At 43.3% G+C, this 14,764-nt stretch carries 13 protein-coding genes; 4 read left to right on the forward strand and 9 right to left on the reverse strand.

What is annotated here, in order from left to right; all coding sequences use genetic code 11:
* Window positions 1–92: 92 nt before the first annotated feature.
* The 8 genes from puuE to xdhA are packed head-to-tail and all read right to left on the reverse strand — an operon-like array spanning window position 93 to window position 9,162.
* Window positions 93–1,031: an allantoinase PuuE gene (gene puuE / locus AN393_RS18860; protein WP_055018885.1), complete on the reverse strand. Its 939-nt coding sequence runs from the start codon at window positions 1,029–1,031 to the stop codon at window positions 93–95.
* Between the two features lies 1 nt (window position 1,032).
* Window positions 1,033–2,244, reverse strand: coding sequence for a urate hydroxylase PuuD (locus AN393_RS18865; RefSeq protein WP_055018886.1), 1,212 nt, complete (start codon window positions 2,242–2,244; stop codon window positions 1,033–1,035).
* Between the two features lie 4 nt (window positions 2,245–2,248).
* Window positions 2,249–3,610, reverse strand: coding sequence for a guanine deaminase (gene guaD, locus AN393_RS18870; protein WP_055018887.1), 1,362 nt, complete (start codon window positions 3,608–3,610; stop codon window positions 2,249–2,251).
* A gap of 2 nt (window positions 3,611–3,612) precedes the next feature.
* Window positions 3,613–3,951, reverse strand: coding sequence for a hydroxyisourate hydrolase (uraH, locus tag AN393_RS18875; RefSeq protein ID WP_055018888.1), 339 nt, complete (start codon window positions 3,949–3,951; stop codon window positions 3,613–3,615).
* Window positions 3,948–4,448 carry a 2-oxo-4-hydroxy-4-carboxy-5-ureidoimidazoline decarboxylase gene (gene uraD / locus AN393_RS18880; RefSeq protein ID WP_055018889.1) on the reverse strand — a complete coding sequence of 167 codons (501 nt, stop codon included), beginning with the start codon at window positions 4,446–4,448 and terminating at the stop codon, window positions 3,948–3,950. Before uraD ends, uraH begins: the two co-directional genes overlap by 4 nt.
* Window positions 4,445–5,335 (reverse strand): xanthine dehydrogenase accessory protein XdhC, encoded by an 891-nt coding sequence (gene xdhC, locus AN393_RS18885; RefSeq protein WP_055015714.1) that lies wholly within the window; start codon window positions 5,333–5,335, stop codon window positions 4,445–4,447. Before xdhC ends, uraD begins: the two co-directional genes overlap by 4 nt.
* Complete coding sequence (gene xdhB, locus AN393_RS18890; protein WP_055018890.1) at window positions 5,328–7,667, reverse strand: xanthine dehydrogenase molybdopterin binding subunit; 2,340 nt, start codon at window positions 7,665–7,667, stop codon at window positions 5,328–5,330. Before xdhB ends, xdhC begins: the two co-directional genes overlap by 8 nt.
* Window positions 7,654–9,162, reverse strand: a complete 1,509-nt coding sequence (gene xdhA / locus AN393_RS18895; protein ID WP_055018891.1) for a xanthine dehydrogenase small subunit — start codon at window positions 9,160–9,162, stop codon at window positions 7,654–7,656. The genes xdhB and xdhA overlap by 14 nt, the downstream gene beginning before the upstream one ends.
* A gap of 441 nt (window positions 9,163–9,603) precedes the next feature.
* On the opposite strand from xdhA, the gene AN393_RS18900 reads away from it, so the two are divergent.
* From AN393_RS18900 to AN393_RS18910, 3 genes are all read left to right on the forward strand, one after another.
* Complete coding sequence (locus tag AN393_RS18900; RefSeq protein ID WP_055015778.1) at window positions 9,604–10,995, forward strand: nucleobase:cation symporter-2 family protein; 1,392 nt, start codon at window positions 9,604–9,606, stop codon at window positions 10,993–10,995.
* A 30-nt stretch (window positions 10,996–11,025) separates the two neighbouring features.
* Window positions 11,026–11,760 (forward strand): DUF5020 family protein, encoded by a 735-nt coding sequence (locus AN393_RS18905; RefSeq protein WP_055015711.1) that lies wholly within the window; start codon window positions 11,026–11,028, stop codon window positions 11,758–11,760.
* A gap of 202 nt (window positions 11,761–11,962) precedes the next feature.
* Window positions 11,963–12,355: a DUF4019 domain-containing protein gene (locus AN393_RS18910; protein ID WP_055018892.1), complete on the forward strand. Its 393-nt coding sequence runs from the start codon at window positions 11,963–11,965 to the stop codon at window positions 12,353–12,355.
* On the opposite strand, the gene AN393_RS18915 is transcribed toward AN393_RS18910, so the two are convergent.
* Window positions 12,356–13,255, reverse strand: a complete 900-nt coding sequence (locus tag AN393_RS18915; RefSeq protein ID WP_055015709.1) for a LysR family transcriptional regulator — start codon at window positions 13,253–13,255, stop codon at window positions 12,356–12,358. It lies immediately after the preceding gene.
* A 217-nt stretch (window positions 13,256–13,472) separates the two neighbouring features.
* Here AN393_RS18915 and AN393_RS18920 point away from each other — a divergent pair, with 217 nt between their 5' ends.
* Entirely contained in the window at window positions 13,473–14,627 is a 1,155-nt protein-coding gene (locus tag AN393_RS18920) for an iron-containing alcohol dehydrogenase (protein WP_055018893.1), read from the forward strand.
* Window positions 14,628–14,764 lie beyond the last annotated feature (137 nt).

A 14,764-nucleotide genomic window follows, 5' to 3' on the forward strand; every position in this document is an offset into this window, starting at 1 on the left:
TGCATTGCTCTACCTTCTGCATCCATGCAGTCGTAAATGAGAATTTTTTAACGCAGATAGCGACACGTTTAGCCCCTGAAAATGATTAAGTATTATTGCGGATTGGTATTATACGGATGGGTTTTAAGCCAGTGCTCAGCTATTTGTTCGCGCGTGGCAAACCATACTTGTTCATGCGATTTAGCATATTCAAAAAAACGTGCGAGGGCTTTAATACGCCCAGGGCGGCCAATTAAGCGACAATGCAAACCAATCGACATCATTTTAGGGGCGTTTTCACCTTGTGGGTCGCCTTCTTCATACAGCGTATCGAATGCATCTTTTAAATAATTATAAAATTGATCACCGGCGTTAAATCCCTGCACTGCAGCAAAGCGCATATCGTTTACATCAAGCGTGTAGGGCACTATTAGCTGAGGTTTACCTTCTTTAATACTGTAAAAGGGTAAGTCGTCGCTGTAATCGTCGGCATCATATAAAAACGAGCCATTTTCTACCACAAGGGCAGCCGTGTTAGGGCTTGTGCGTCCGGTGTACCAGCCTTTGGGCTTTTTACCGGTAAGCGTTTGAATGATCTCAATAGCTTTTTTCATGTGCTCACGCTCGGTTTGCTTATCTATATGTTGATAATTAATCCAGCGCAGGCCATGGCTTGCAATTTCGTGCCCAGCTTCAACAAAGGCTTTAGCTACATCGGGGTGGCGCTCAAGGGCCATTGCCACAGCAAAAATGGTGACCGGTATATCGTATTTTTTAAAGAGTTTAAGTAAGCGCCACACGCCTGCGCGTGAGCCATATTCGTAAATAGATTCCATGCTTATGTGGCGGTCTTCTACATGGGGAGCGCTGACTATTTCTGATAAAAACGTTTCAGCCGCTGCATCACCATGCAGTACACTGTTTTCACCGCCTTCTTCGTAATTTAATACAACTTGCACGGCTATACGGGCTCTATTAGGCCAATTTGCATGGGGTACCTGTGATCCATAACCAATTAAATCACGTGGGTAGTGTTTAAATTGCTCGCTCATGTTATTGCCCCTTTTTTACTGCGCTAAGCCAAGTGCCAAGCATTTCACGCTCTGCATCAGTCATTTTGGTCATGTTAGCCAATGGCATATCTTTGGTAATAACCGCGCGAGTATGAATAAGTGCACTGGCTTTTTTTACATCAGCAAGTGAGTCGAGCTTAAAGCCAAGCGGCGCGGTTTGAAAAAGCTTTGATGTAGGGGTTTCACTGTGACACTGTGTACAGTGTTTATTAATAATATCCCATGCTTGCGCATCGCTTATACTTGCTTGTAGCGGCGCGTTTTCGCCTGCATGGGTTGTACTGCTAGGCCATGGTGCTATGGCTAGCATTAACGCAAAAAACGCGGCAATACCGCTTATAAGTACTGAAGGTTTATTAATACCTTGGTGTTTTAAATTAAAAAAGTGGCGTATCCACATACCAATAATAAAAAAGCCAATAAGCACCAACCAACCAAACTCGTGGCTATAGGTATACGAGAAGTGATTGCTTAGCATAATAAAAATAACCGGCAGGGTGGCGTAGTTATTATGTACCGAGCATTGCTTTGCTTTCAAACCCGGCGCTGAATCAGGAATGCGCCCAGCTTCTACTTCGCTTACCATGTAACGCTGTGCGGGCATAATAATGTGATATACATTACCGGCCATACAGGTACCAATTAATGCTCCAACATGAATATATACCGCGCGGTCGCTAAATAGCTGATCAACCCCATACGTCCATAACGCTAAAAAGCCCACGCTGAGCGCAATAAAGGCCTTGCCGTTTTCAACAAGCGGGCTTTTACACAATAACCGATAAACACCATAGCCTAAGCCTATAAAGCCAAGTGATGCGCCAATAGCAGCAAATTTACTTAGCTCACTTTTACTGGCATCGAGTAAATACACATCTGCGCCCACATAATATAACAGCGTAAATAACAGCACGCCGCTGATCCAGGTGGTGTAGGCTTCCCACTTAAACCAGTGTAGGGTTGAGGGCATTTGCTCTGGGCCATTTTGGTATTTAGCTACTTCGTAAAAACCACCGCCATGAATTGCCCATAAATCGCCTCTTATGCCTTTATCTTGTTTCCATTGTGGCGGCGTTTGTAAGTTGTTATCAAGCCATACAAAATAAAATGAGGCGCCTATCCACGCAATACCTGCGACCACGTGAAAGTATCTAAACACTAAATGAGCAAGCTCAAATAAATAGTTTTCCATTAGGTTAAGCCTCTTCTAATTGCGGTGTGTGGGTTGTTGAAAATTGCTCTTTTGCATCGCGCTTATACACGCTTTTACCCATAATATAGGTTTGTTCAATACAGCGGTCGTCGCCTAGCATCATCATGGCAAAAAGCTGTTCGTGAAGGGTTTTGGCATGGCCAATTCTGAACTTTAAAAACGAGGTGGCCGCGTAATCCATTACAATAAAATCGGCCTCGCAGCCTACATTAAAGTTACCTATGGTGCCTTCTAAATCAAGTGCCCGTGCTCCGCCTAAGGTGGCGAGATACATGCCTTTAAATGCGGAGAACTTTTGGCCTTGTAACTGCTGAATTTTGTACGCTTCGTTACCTGTTTGTAGCATAGAAAAACTGGTGCCTGCGCCTACATCGGTACCCATACCCACGTTTATTCCGTGCTCTTCACATCTCTTTAAATTTAAAAGGCCCGAGCCTAAAAATAAGTTAGAGGTAGGGCAGTGCGATATAGCCGCATTGTTATCGCCAAGGCAGCAAAGCTCACGCTCAGATAAGTAAATGCTATGGGCAAATACCGAGCGTTTACGCACCATTTTAGCTTGCTCGTAAACGCCAAGGTAATCTTCAGCCTCGGGGAATAATCCTTTTACCCATTCACATTCGTCTTTGTTTTCAGATAGGTGCGTATGCAGGTAGGTGTCGGGGTATTCTTCTAATAATTGAGTACATTTTTGAAGTTGCTCTGGGGTAGAGGTAGGCGCAAAACGTGGTGTTACCGCATAGCTTAATCTATCCACATTATGCCATTTTTCTATCAGTGCTTTTGATTGTTCGTAACTGGTTTGCGCGCAATCTGATAAATCGTCAGGGCAGTTTCTGTCCATCATCACCTTACCGGCAATCATGCGTAAATTACGTTTTTGTGATTCGTTAAAAAATGCATCAACCGATTGCGGGTGCACAGTGCCAAACACCAAAGCGGTAGTGGTGCCATTACGTAGTAGCTCGTCTAAAAAACGGTTAGATATGTCTTTTGAATAATGCTCACAGGTAAACTTTTTTTCGGTGGGGAAGGCGTATTCGGTAAGCCAGCTTAAAAGCTGCTCGCCATACGCGCCTACCATTTCGGTTTGCGGCAAATGTATGTGGGTGTCTATCATGCCGGGCATAACCAATTTGCCATCGTGGCGAATAATAGTGGCTGATTTATTTAAGCTTGGCAGTATGTCTTGCTCGTAACCAAGGTTAACCACTTTACCGTTTTGAATAACTAACGCGCCTTTTTCAAAATAGCGATGGGCGCTTTCGCCTGCGATGGCGGGGTCATCAACAAAATCGAGTATGTTGGCACAAATTACGGTCATTTTATTATTTTGCGTGCTCATTGTTAGCTGCCTCTGTACGTTGAGTAGCCAAATGGGCTAAGCAATAACGGAATATGATGGTGTTTTTTATCTTGTAATCTAAAGGTTATTTGCGCTTCTGGGTAAAACGCTGGGGTAGGTTGGTTTTCATAGTAACTATCTAAATCAAATACCAACTTATAGGTTGCAAATTCTACGTCTGTATTTAGCCAGTCGGTAATACGCCCGTCGCTATTTGTTTTACCTTGGGCAATTAATTCCCACTCGCTATTAGTGTGTATAAACAATTGTACAGCTACATTTGCTGCAGGTTTGCCTGTGCTGGTATCGAGAATATGGGTAGTGATAGGGCTTTTATTCATAGCAATGACTCCAATCTTATTTTTGTTATTTTAGCTTGTTCGCCCGCGGCTATATTAAGCTCTGTGCTACGGGTGTTGTGTATACGCTGCTCAATAAGTTCAAGCATTTGCTCAGCACTTTTGCCGCTGGCACACACAATAAATATAAAGCCAAATTTACTGAGGTATTCTTTATTTAGTGCAATCATTTTTTTAAGGGTTTGCTCGTTTGCTTTGCTCATTCCTGATTGCTCGTGCCCCGCTTTTTGCGCTGTAGCGGCGTACTTTTTACTTAATGTTGATAAATCACCTATTTGCGGGTGGCCTTCAAAAGCGGCTAAATAATCGCTCTCGCCTAGGCTATCCCATACGCTTTGTGCGCTGTTAAATAAGTGCTCTTTATTTTCAAATGGCATGCTATTTAGCATACCGCTCACCCAATTAGGGGCGGCGCAGCAGTGCTCTAAGGCTTGATGCGCTTGCGCTTCATTTAGGGTGTTAATTTTTAAGCTACTCATGCGTTTTCTTCCTCTTGCGCGGTGCTAATTAGGGCATTTTTAAGTGCACGCCATTGCACACCTTGACGTTTAGGCGCATGGGTTTGCATAGCCTGGTAAAGGCCAATTAATTGCCCACTAATCGAAATAGCCACTTCCATAGGGAGCTTGCCCGTTACATTTTCAAGCCCTACAGGGCAGACCATTTGCTTTATTTGCTCGGTGGTAAAGTTGCGATGAGCTAAGCGCTGTTTAAAGCGTTTTGCTTTGGTATCTGAGCCAATAACGCCAAGCCAATTGGCATCGGCGCGTTTAATAATGGCTTGTGTAAGCGCAAAATCGAGCTGGTGGTTATGGGTGAGTATTAAGTAATTATTAGCTTTGGGCGCGCGTTTTACTTGCTCTGTTGGCTCTTCATCAACCACTTTTACTACGTTATTAGGGATTGATTGTGGGAATACATCGGCGCGGCTATCTATCCAACGTATACGCATAGGCAGCTGTGCCAATATACCAATAAGTGCTTGTGCTACATGTCCTGCGCCGTATATGTCGAGGGTAAAGCGCTCGCATTGCATGCACTCAAGCATAACGGTGGCAGCTCCCCCGCAGCACTGGCCTAAATTTGCCCCTAGGTTAAATTGCTCTATCACTTGCGCGGCCTCACCTTTGGCAAGGAGCTCGCGGGCTTTTTCTATTACTACGTATTCAAGGTGACCACCGCCAAGGGTGTCGTAGATATGCTCGCCACTTATTACCATTTTAGAGCCGGTACCACGTGGGGTTGAGCCATTGGTGCCTAGTACTGTCGCAATAACATAGTTAGTGCCGCTTTGTTCGTGCTCGTTTATAGCTTGCGCCCAATTTTGCGTATGAAAACCCTGAAACGACTCATTTAAATTAGCCATGTTGATGCTCCTTAAACCAGCTAGCGGTTTGATCAATTGCATTTAATACACGCTCGGGTGTAGCAGGTGTATCAAGTGGGGCTGTGTACTTGTAATCGGCTACACTGCTTATAGCATTACGAATCGCACTCCACACACTAAAGGCCAACATAAACGGTGGCTCGCCTACGGCTTTTGATCTAAATACGGTGGTTTCTGGGTTGGCCGAGTTATATAAATTGACGTTAAATTCGGCAGGGGTATCGCCAATAGCCGGAATTTTGTAGTTAGCAGGGCCAAAGCTTGCAAGCTGGCCTTTATCATTCCATTGTAAATCTTCGGTAGTAAGCCAGCCCATACCTTGTACAAAAGCCCCTTCAATTTGCCCTATATCAAGTGCTGGGTTAATTGAGCTGCCCACATCGTGCAGTATATCAACACGCGTTACAGTGTTTTCGCCTGTCAGCGTATCGATTTCTACTTCACTCAGTGCTACGCCATGCGCGTAGTAAAAAAATGGCCGGCCTTCGCCTTTGGCTCTATCGTAATGAATTTTAGGCGTTGCGTAATAACCGGTTGATGAAAGCGATATACGATTCATGTAGGCAAGGTTTGCAAGTTCGCTAAAGCTAATTTCGCCTTTACTAAAGGTAATGAGATTATCTTTAAATACAATACTTTGGCTGTCTACCTCAAAGTGCTCACTTATAAAGTTTATTAAACGCTCTTTTATGGTGTTTACCGCGTTTAGCGCCGCCATGCCGTTTAAATCAGTCCCGCTTGATGCGGCGGTTGGCGAGGTGTTTGGTACTTTGTCGGTACGGGTCGCGCTTATGCTTACTGCGTCAAAATCAACGCCAAAGCCATGGGCTACTATTTGCGCTATTTTTGTATTAAGCCCTTGGCCCATTTCGGTGCCGCCATGGTTTAAATGTATCGAGCCATCACTATAAACATGCACGAGTGCTCCCGCTTGGTTTAAGTGTTGTACGGTAAACGATATACCGTATTTAACCGGCGTCATTGCAAGGCCTTTTTTGATTATAGGCGATGATGCGTTAAAAGCTTTAATTGCCTTTTTTCGCGCCCAGTAATCACCCGACTCCTCAAGCTGGCTTATCATATCTTTTAAAATATGCTGCTCTACGGTTTGATGATACGGCGTGGTGTCGCGGCCTTTTTTGTATAAATTAAGTTTTCGGATCTCAAGCGGATCTTTACCTAATTTAGCGGCAATGTCGTCCATTATTAGCTCCGACATGATCATGCCCTGCGGACCACCAAATCCTCTAAATGCAGTGTGGCTTACGGTGTTTACTTTACAGCGATTCCCCTTAATGGTGGCAGCAGGGTAGTAATACGCGTTATCAGCATGAAACATTGCACGGTCGACAATGGCATCAGATAAGTCAGGCGAGTAGCCACAAAACCCATTTACGGTTACATCAGCGCCTTCAATTAGGCCATTTTCGTCAAACCCTACATGGTATTGATTATAAAATGGGTGGCGTTTACCGGTAAGTTTAAAGTCGTCGCTGCGGGCTAGGCGCATTTTAACGGCGCAGCCAAGGTGGTAAACCGCAAGCGCTGCAAGGCAAGCCCACGGTGCGCCTTGAGTTTCTTTACCGCCAAAGGCTCCGCCCATACGGCGGGTTTCTACGTTTACAAAGCTAAATGGCTTTTTTAAAATTTTAGCAACTAAGTGCTGCACCTCTGTTGGGTGCTGTGTAGAACACTGCACATGAATCCCACCGTCGTTATCGGGCTGAGCAAGTGCTATTTGTCCCTCAAGGTAAAAGTGTTCTTGCCCGCCTATGTGTATTTCGCCTTTAAGCTGGTGAGCTGCATTATTTATGGCTTGCTCGCTATTACCACGGTTAAGTGAATGTGGCGGCCTTACCCAATGCTCTTTTTTTATGGCTTCTTTAATATCAAGTATGGGGGTAATTTGCTCGCACTCTATAACCACTAAGCGAGCAGCGCGGCGCGCAATGGCATAGCTTTTGGCAACGACTATCAGCACTGGTTGCCCGTGGTATTGAATTTCATGGTTAGTAAGCAGTACATCACCTGGAAATACTGGGCCAATATCAAGCTTACCGGGTACATCATCAGCCGATAAAATACGTTTAACACCTGCCACTTCAAGCGCTTTACTTGTATCAATTGATTTAATAAAGCCGCTGGTAATCGGCGCAAGCACAGGGTAGGCGTGTAAGCAGCCATGGGGCTCTGGGTTATCGTCGGCGTAGTTTGCATTGCCACATACTTGTTTTATTGCACTTTCGTGGTATTTAGATTGGCCAACGCTTCCGCCTTGGGTTTTTAGTTTATCCATTTCAAAGTGACGCATGGGAAATCCTCGTAATGGCAATGTTGTTATTATTGTTATTGCTGCTTGGCTGTGCACCGCCAAACTCAATACCAATACGCTGCAGCAAGTTTTTGCTTACCGTAGTGCGGTAATGTGCGCTGCTGCGTACATCGCTCATGGGTGCAAAGTCATCATTTATACCATTCGCCGCATCTATAAACGTGCTTACTTCTAATGGCTGAGTATTAAGCTTTTGCTCTATATGCGCAGCGCGTTTGGGTATGGCAGCCATACCGCCCATGGCGCAGCGGGCATTGCTAATCACACCTTGTGTTTGCTCTATAGCCAGTACTAAACACACAGTAGATATATCATCTTCAAAGCGTTTTGAAATTTTATGACACGCAAGCTTTAATGAGTCTGGGCGGTTAGGTACGGTAATTTTGCTAATGACTTCGTCGCTTTTAATGACTGTTTTTTTGTAATCAATAAAGTAGTCGGCCACGTTTATAGTGCGTGTGCCTGCTGCGCTTAATAAGTCCATAGTGGCATTAAGTGCAATTAATAATGGGGCCGGATCGCCAATAGGAGAGGCGTTTCCTATGCTGCCACCTAAGGTGCCACTGTTACGTACTTGGTTAGAACCAAGGCGTTCAAACAGCTCCTTAGACTCAGGGTAGTAAGTGTAAAATGCGTCTACAAATTGGCTGTAAGGGAGTGCTGCACCAATATGTAGCTCGCCGTTGTTATCGCTTAATGTGCACAGCTCTTTAGCTTGGCTTAGCGATATTATTACATCAGGCAATAGCATGTTTTGGTTAAGCTCAATGGCAAAATCGGTGCCACCAGCAACCAAGTGTGCCTGCGGATATAGTGCTTTTAGTTCAACTAGCTGCTTAGCATTTTGTGGCAAGTAGAATTTGCGGGGGCCATTTTTTAAAAATGGAACATCGTCATCATATTGCGTATTAAGTGAAGCTTTAAACTGAGCCGCTAGGGCTGAGTAAGGCTCGTTTTTACGCTCGTAGCTATAAGCTTTTTCAACTGCAAGTAAAATAGGGCTGTAACCCGTACAACGACATAAATTACCCCCTAGTGCATGAATAGCGGCTTTTTTACCTGGGTAACTCGGATTATTAATATAAAGCGCCAGCATGCTCATTATTATGCCGGGGGTACAAAAACCACATTGCGAACCATGGCACTCAACCAATGCGCGTTGTACTGGGTGTAAATCGTTAAGTGTAGGGTAAAGCCCCGCTGTTACAGCCTCTACGGTTACTATGTGTTTTGCGTGTGCATTACCTAATAAAAGCAGGCAGCTGTTCATGGTTTGGTAGTGCCAAACTGGGTTACCGTTTAAGTTTGTTTTTTCTTCGCCGACTAAAATTGTGCATGCGCCACAATCCCCTGTTGCACACCCTTCTTTGGTGCCCATTTTCCCTTTTTTGGTGCGAAGCCAGTCCAAAATGGTGAGACTTGGCGAACATTCTTCTACTTCTATTGGCGTGTCATTTAATAAAAACTGAATCACACAGACCCCCTTAACTTTTTTAAAGCCCTGATCTTTAAAGGCTTGGCGTATATTTTTTCTTGTTGTTTTGGTGCTGCTAAGAAAAAAACTTTTTCACATTGGTAAGTTTATTGCAGATACCATGCCATTGTTGACCGCTCGGTCAGTAATTTAATTAAAGCACAGTTTTGCTTAACAAGTACACAAAAGAGTGGGGGCTAAAAAGCTATTTACCCTTTTATATAAAGTAAAAGCTGTTAGCTAAATAGCTTTTTATAGAAGTTTATTTTTAACATTTTAAATAGGCGCCATAAAAATATTTACACAATAAACTTGACCATTAGGACAGTTTGTTGGCTTTAGATATAAAGCAATAGTTTTGATTTTTGGTTGCAGCAATATTAACTATACAAACTAAAGGAGAGCACTATGTTAGAGCCGATAAAGCAATCAGACGATGCAATGTGTGAGGCAAGGACAGAAAAAGCGGTTAATACGTGCGAAGACATTTTATACGCAGTAGATGATAAACCAGGGCTGACCGAATCCTTTTTCGCCGCCCTGCAACATGTACTGGCAAGTTTTGTAAGTATTATTACGCCTACGCTTATTATTGGTGGGGTATTGGGACTTGGCAGCGAAATACCCTATTTAATTAGTATGGCGTTGTTTGTGTCGGGTGTTGGTACGTTTATTCAAGCGCGCCGTGTGGGGCCCATTGGCTCAGGGCTTATATGTGTTCAAGGCACCAGTTTTGCTTTTTTAGGCACTATTTTAGCCACCGGCTTTTCTGTAAAAGCCACCGGAGGCAATAACGATGAGGTGTTGGCCACTATATTTGCAGTGTGCTTTTTAGCGGCCTTTGTAGAGATATTTATTAGTTTTTTTATAGAAAAACTCGGCAAGGTCATTAAACCTGTAGTCACCGGTGTGGTGATCACCACCATTGGGGTTTACCTCATTAAAGTAGGTATGACCGACATAGGCGGCGGGCAATGGTTATTAACTAATATGCCTGAAAAGTTTGCATCAGCAAGTAACTTAATTGTGGGATTTTCGGTGGTGGCATTAGTGGTGTTACTTAACGCCAGCAAAAACCAGTGGGTAAGGCTTACCGCTGTGGTTGTAGCCATGATAGTAGGCTGGATACTTGCAGTTATTTTAGGCATTGCCAAGTTTGAGGTGGGCGAGTTTGATTTAATTGCCATGCCAATACCCTTCAAATACGGCTTTAATATTGATTTTGGCGCCATGATTGCCTTTGGCTTTTTATACCTTATTACAGCCATAGAATCGACCGGTGATATAACCGCTAATTGTGCAGTGTCTAAATTACCCGTTAAAGGTGCAAGCTATTTAGCCCGAATACGCGCAGGTGTATTAGGTGATGGTGTTAACTCAATGATTGCAGCCGCATTTAATACCTTTCCAAATACTACTTTTAGTCAAAACAATGGGGTTATTCAGTTAACAGGTGTAGCAAGTAGGTACATTGGCCTATGGATTGGTGCAATACTGATTGTTTTAGGGTTGTTTCCGGTGGTGGGGGCTGTGCTACAAAACATACCCAAACCCGTACTTGGCGGTGCAACGCTTGTAATGTTTGGCACCGTAGCAGCCGCAGGGGTGAAAATACTCGCCAGCGAAAAAATCAATCGCCGTAGTTTACTTATTATTGCGGTGAGCTTAGGCATGGGGCTAGGGGTTAGTTTTGTACCAGAGCTATTTATAAATGCGCCTAAATTAGTAACCGCCATATTTGGAAGTGCTGTGACGGTGTCGGGTTTAACAGCAATAGTTATGACGTTGGTATTGCCTGAAAATTATTCAGCAAGTACAGATCATCTTAACTAAACTAATAAAATTATAAAAAAGGGATTAACAATGAAAATCAAAACAATCAAAAAGTTAGCATTAGTAACTGCAATTGCTGTTTGCTCAACGGGCGTGTCGGCTAAAGAGCTTTGGTCAGATTTTAGTATTACCGCCATGACCGGCGCAGATTACCTAGAACCGTTTTCTGGCGAAGAAGACAACAGAAGCGTAGTCACCATTGAGCATGCATCGGGCCATACCTGGGGGGGCACGTTCTTTTTTATGGATAGATTAAGTAACCCCGATGAAGTGTACGGAGAGCTAAACATAAACCCAACGCTTTACAAACCACAAGAAGGCTTTGTTAAAGCGGTGTTTTTAGGGCTACAAACAGAATACGGCTCAGGTGATACCGATCAAAATAACTATTTATTAGGGGGTGGCGTATCGCTAGATGTACCTGGTTTTCAATACTTTAATGTGGCTTATTACCGTCGTTTTCAGGACGATATAGGTATAGAGCGTGAAGATAACAATCAAATAACCGTAACGTGGGGCTATAACAAGGGTAACTTTAGGTACGATGGCTTTTTAGATATCGTTGACAGTACCGACACTATGTTTGGTAAAAGCGAAGGCGGTTTTAACTTTACCTCACAACTTAAATACAACATTGCCCCTATGCTTGGCCTCGACACAGGCCGCCTTGATGTAGGTATAGAATACGTGTATTGGAAAAATAAGTTTGGTGTAGATGGCCAAACAGAGCACAACCCCAACCTAATGGTTAAATGGCATTTTTAACCTATTAAGTGTTAAAAATACAAAAGCATAAGCTGCAGTTAACTGCAGCTTTTAAGTTACTAACATTAATAAAGGGCCTATTAGCGTTTAATTTTGCTTTACAGCACAAATGTTTTTTACATTAGGGGTTAACCATTTCACTAATGTGTTGTAATTTAAAGTAGCAATATTTACTTTTAATGCCAGATTAAAAGGAAAAATGATGAAACCCCTCATTTTAATTTTAAGCTTGTTTATAAGCTGCTCAGTGTGGGCCGAGGCCACTAAAAATATGCCCGTAGCAATAAATTGGTTGCAGTTGATCGATGCGGGAGAATATACAAAAAGCTGGCAACAAGCCGATGCGCTATTTAAATCGCAATTAAATAAAACAAACTGGAAAAGCGCCTTAAGCACAGTGCGTGCGCCATTGGGTAAAGTGGCAACACGAGAACAAATAAGCGCTAATGAATACACATCTTTACCGGGTGCCCCACAGGGTAAATACCTTATTGTGCAGTTTAAAACGCAATTTGCGGCAAGGCTTGCAGTTGAAACCCTAACATTAAGTAAAAGTAGCGGGCAATGGCGTGCGGTGGGCTATTTTATTAAATAGCTATTTTGCGTATTTATTAATATGAGAAAAAGCCATCAGCACATCACGCGCATAATTAAGCCGCGGATGAGCAAGCGCCCCTTTACGCCACGCCAAATATAAATTGTTTTCAGGGCCTTGTGGGCCAAGTTTAATTAACCTTCCTGATTGAATATCGTCATGACATAGATAATCAGGCAGCACGGTATAGCCTACACCGGTTCTTACTATGCCGGCGAGCGCGCGTATATCGGGGCAGCGTGCAATTATTTTTGACGTACAGCTTTGCTTAAATACGGTATCAAAATACTGGCGTATAAGTGGTAATTGGCTGTCGTAACTAACCACTGGCAGCGTGTTTAACAGTGCCGGCGTAATAGTTTGCCCCTCTAAGCTTTGGGCTAATAAACGGTGCGCTACTAGTACTAGCTCTTCGCTGTCGAGCACTTCAAAGTCGTAAATTTTGTTGTCGGGCAAGGAGGCCGTAATAGCCATATCGGCAACGCCGGTGTCGAGCGCTGAATAAATTTGCTCGCGATTACCTGGGATAACGACCACATCAACATTGCCTGCTTGTAATAAATTAGCCAATTGGGCAGAAGCCACATAGCTAATATATTCAGCGGGCCCTGCAAGTGTAATTGTACCGCTCACATCGCTAGAGCGGGTGCGTACAGACGCTATTTTTTGCTCTATGGCATCTAGGTGGTTTGCCACTTGGCCTGCTAAGTCGTGGGCTGCATTACTTGGCTCAACGCCTCGGTGGCGACGCTCAAATAATGATTTACCCACTACCGACTCCATTGTTTGTATATGGGCGGTGGCTGCAGGTTGCGACAATCCTAAATTTTTAGCCGCACGGGAAATATTTCTACAGCGGTAAACTTCAACAAAGGTGCGTAGTTGAACAAAGTAAGACATAATTACTTGGTATCAGAAATCCGATAGGTAAAGCAAGATTAACTGAATTCTACTTATTGTAAAGAGCGCGTACACTTGCCGCTCATTCAAAGATTAAACGTTATCGTATTTATTTTATAAATTTGGCAATTAATTACTTGTAAGTTAAAGATTAACTCCCATTTTATAAAGCAGTGAGCACAAGGGGCTAAGCCCCGTAACCAAGTAGAGTACAAATATGTTAAATTTTGCATTTAAAAACCGCACCGAGATTTTATTCGGCAAAGATCAAATTAACGAGATCGCAAGCCGCGTACCTAGCGAAGGCAAGGTCATGTTTTTATACGGTGGTGGTTCTATCAAAAAGAACGGCGTATATGACGATGTAGTAAATGCACTTAAAGGTGTAGATTTTGTTGAGTTTTCGGGTGTTGAACCGAACCCAACTTACGAAACGCTTTCTAAAGCAGTTGAACTTGTAAAAGAGCAAAACGTTAGCTTTATATTAGCTGTAGGCGGCGGCAGTGTAATTGACGGTGCTAAATACGTAGCGGCAGCAGCAAAATACGAAGGCGATGGCTGGGATATTTTAGTAAATGGCGCAGAAGTAAAAAGCGCACTGCCTATTGGTGCGGTATTAACGCTTCCGGCTACTGGGTCAGAAAGCAACGGTAACTCGGTTGTTACCCGTAAAGAAACGCAGCAAAAACGCGCCTTTGGTACACCAATAGTGCAGCCGCAGTTTGCAGTGTTAGACCCACAGTACACATTCTCGCTTCCTACTCGCCAAATTTCTAATGGTGTAGTTGATGCGTTTGTACACGTTATTGAGCAATACTTAACGTACCCAGTAAATGCCCCACTGCAAGACCGTTTTGCAGAAGGTATTTTATCTACGCTAATTGAGCAAGGCCCTAAAGCCCTAGAAAACCCAGAAGATTACGACGTACGTGCAAACGTAATGTGGTCGGCAACGATGGCGTTAAATGGTTTAATTGGCCAAGGTGTTCCACAAGATTGGTCTACGCATATGATAGGCCATGAGCTAACAGCGCTTTATAACTTAGACCACGCTGTAACGCTTGCTATTGTATTACCGCCACTGATGTTTGTTCAGCAAGAGCAAAAACGCGCTAAAATTATTCAATTAGGTGAGCGTGTATTTGGCCTAAATATGGAAGACAAAAACGAGCTGATTGATGCAACCATTAAACATACTCAAGACTTTTTTGAGCAAATGGGCATTAAAACCAAACTTGGCGATTACGACCTAGATGAAGAAGCCGTTGAAGCGGTTGGCAATAACCTTGAGCGCAACGGCATGACAGCCCTTGGCGAACATGGCGATATTGACGTTGCTAAAGCGAAGAAAATTTTAAGCCTAGCGCTTTAATTTAATTGCTTTTATGAATGGCGCTTTTTAGCGCCATTTTTATGCTCAAAAAGTTAAAAGTTAAAAGTTAAAAGTTAAAAGTTAAAAGTTAAAAGTTAAAAGTTAAAAGTTAAAAGTTAAAAGTTAAAAGTTAAAAG

The organism is Pseudoalteromonas sp. P1-25, from assembly GCF_001401805.1.
Classification (GTDB): Bacteria; Pseudomonadota; Gammaproteobacteria; order Enterobacterales; family Alteromonadaceae; genus Pseudoalteromonas.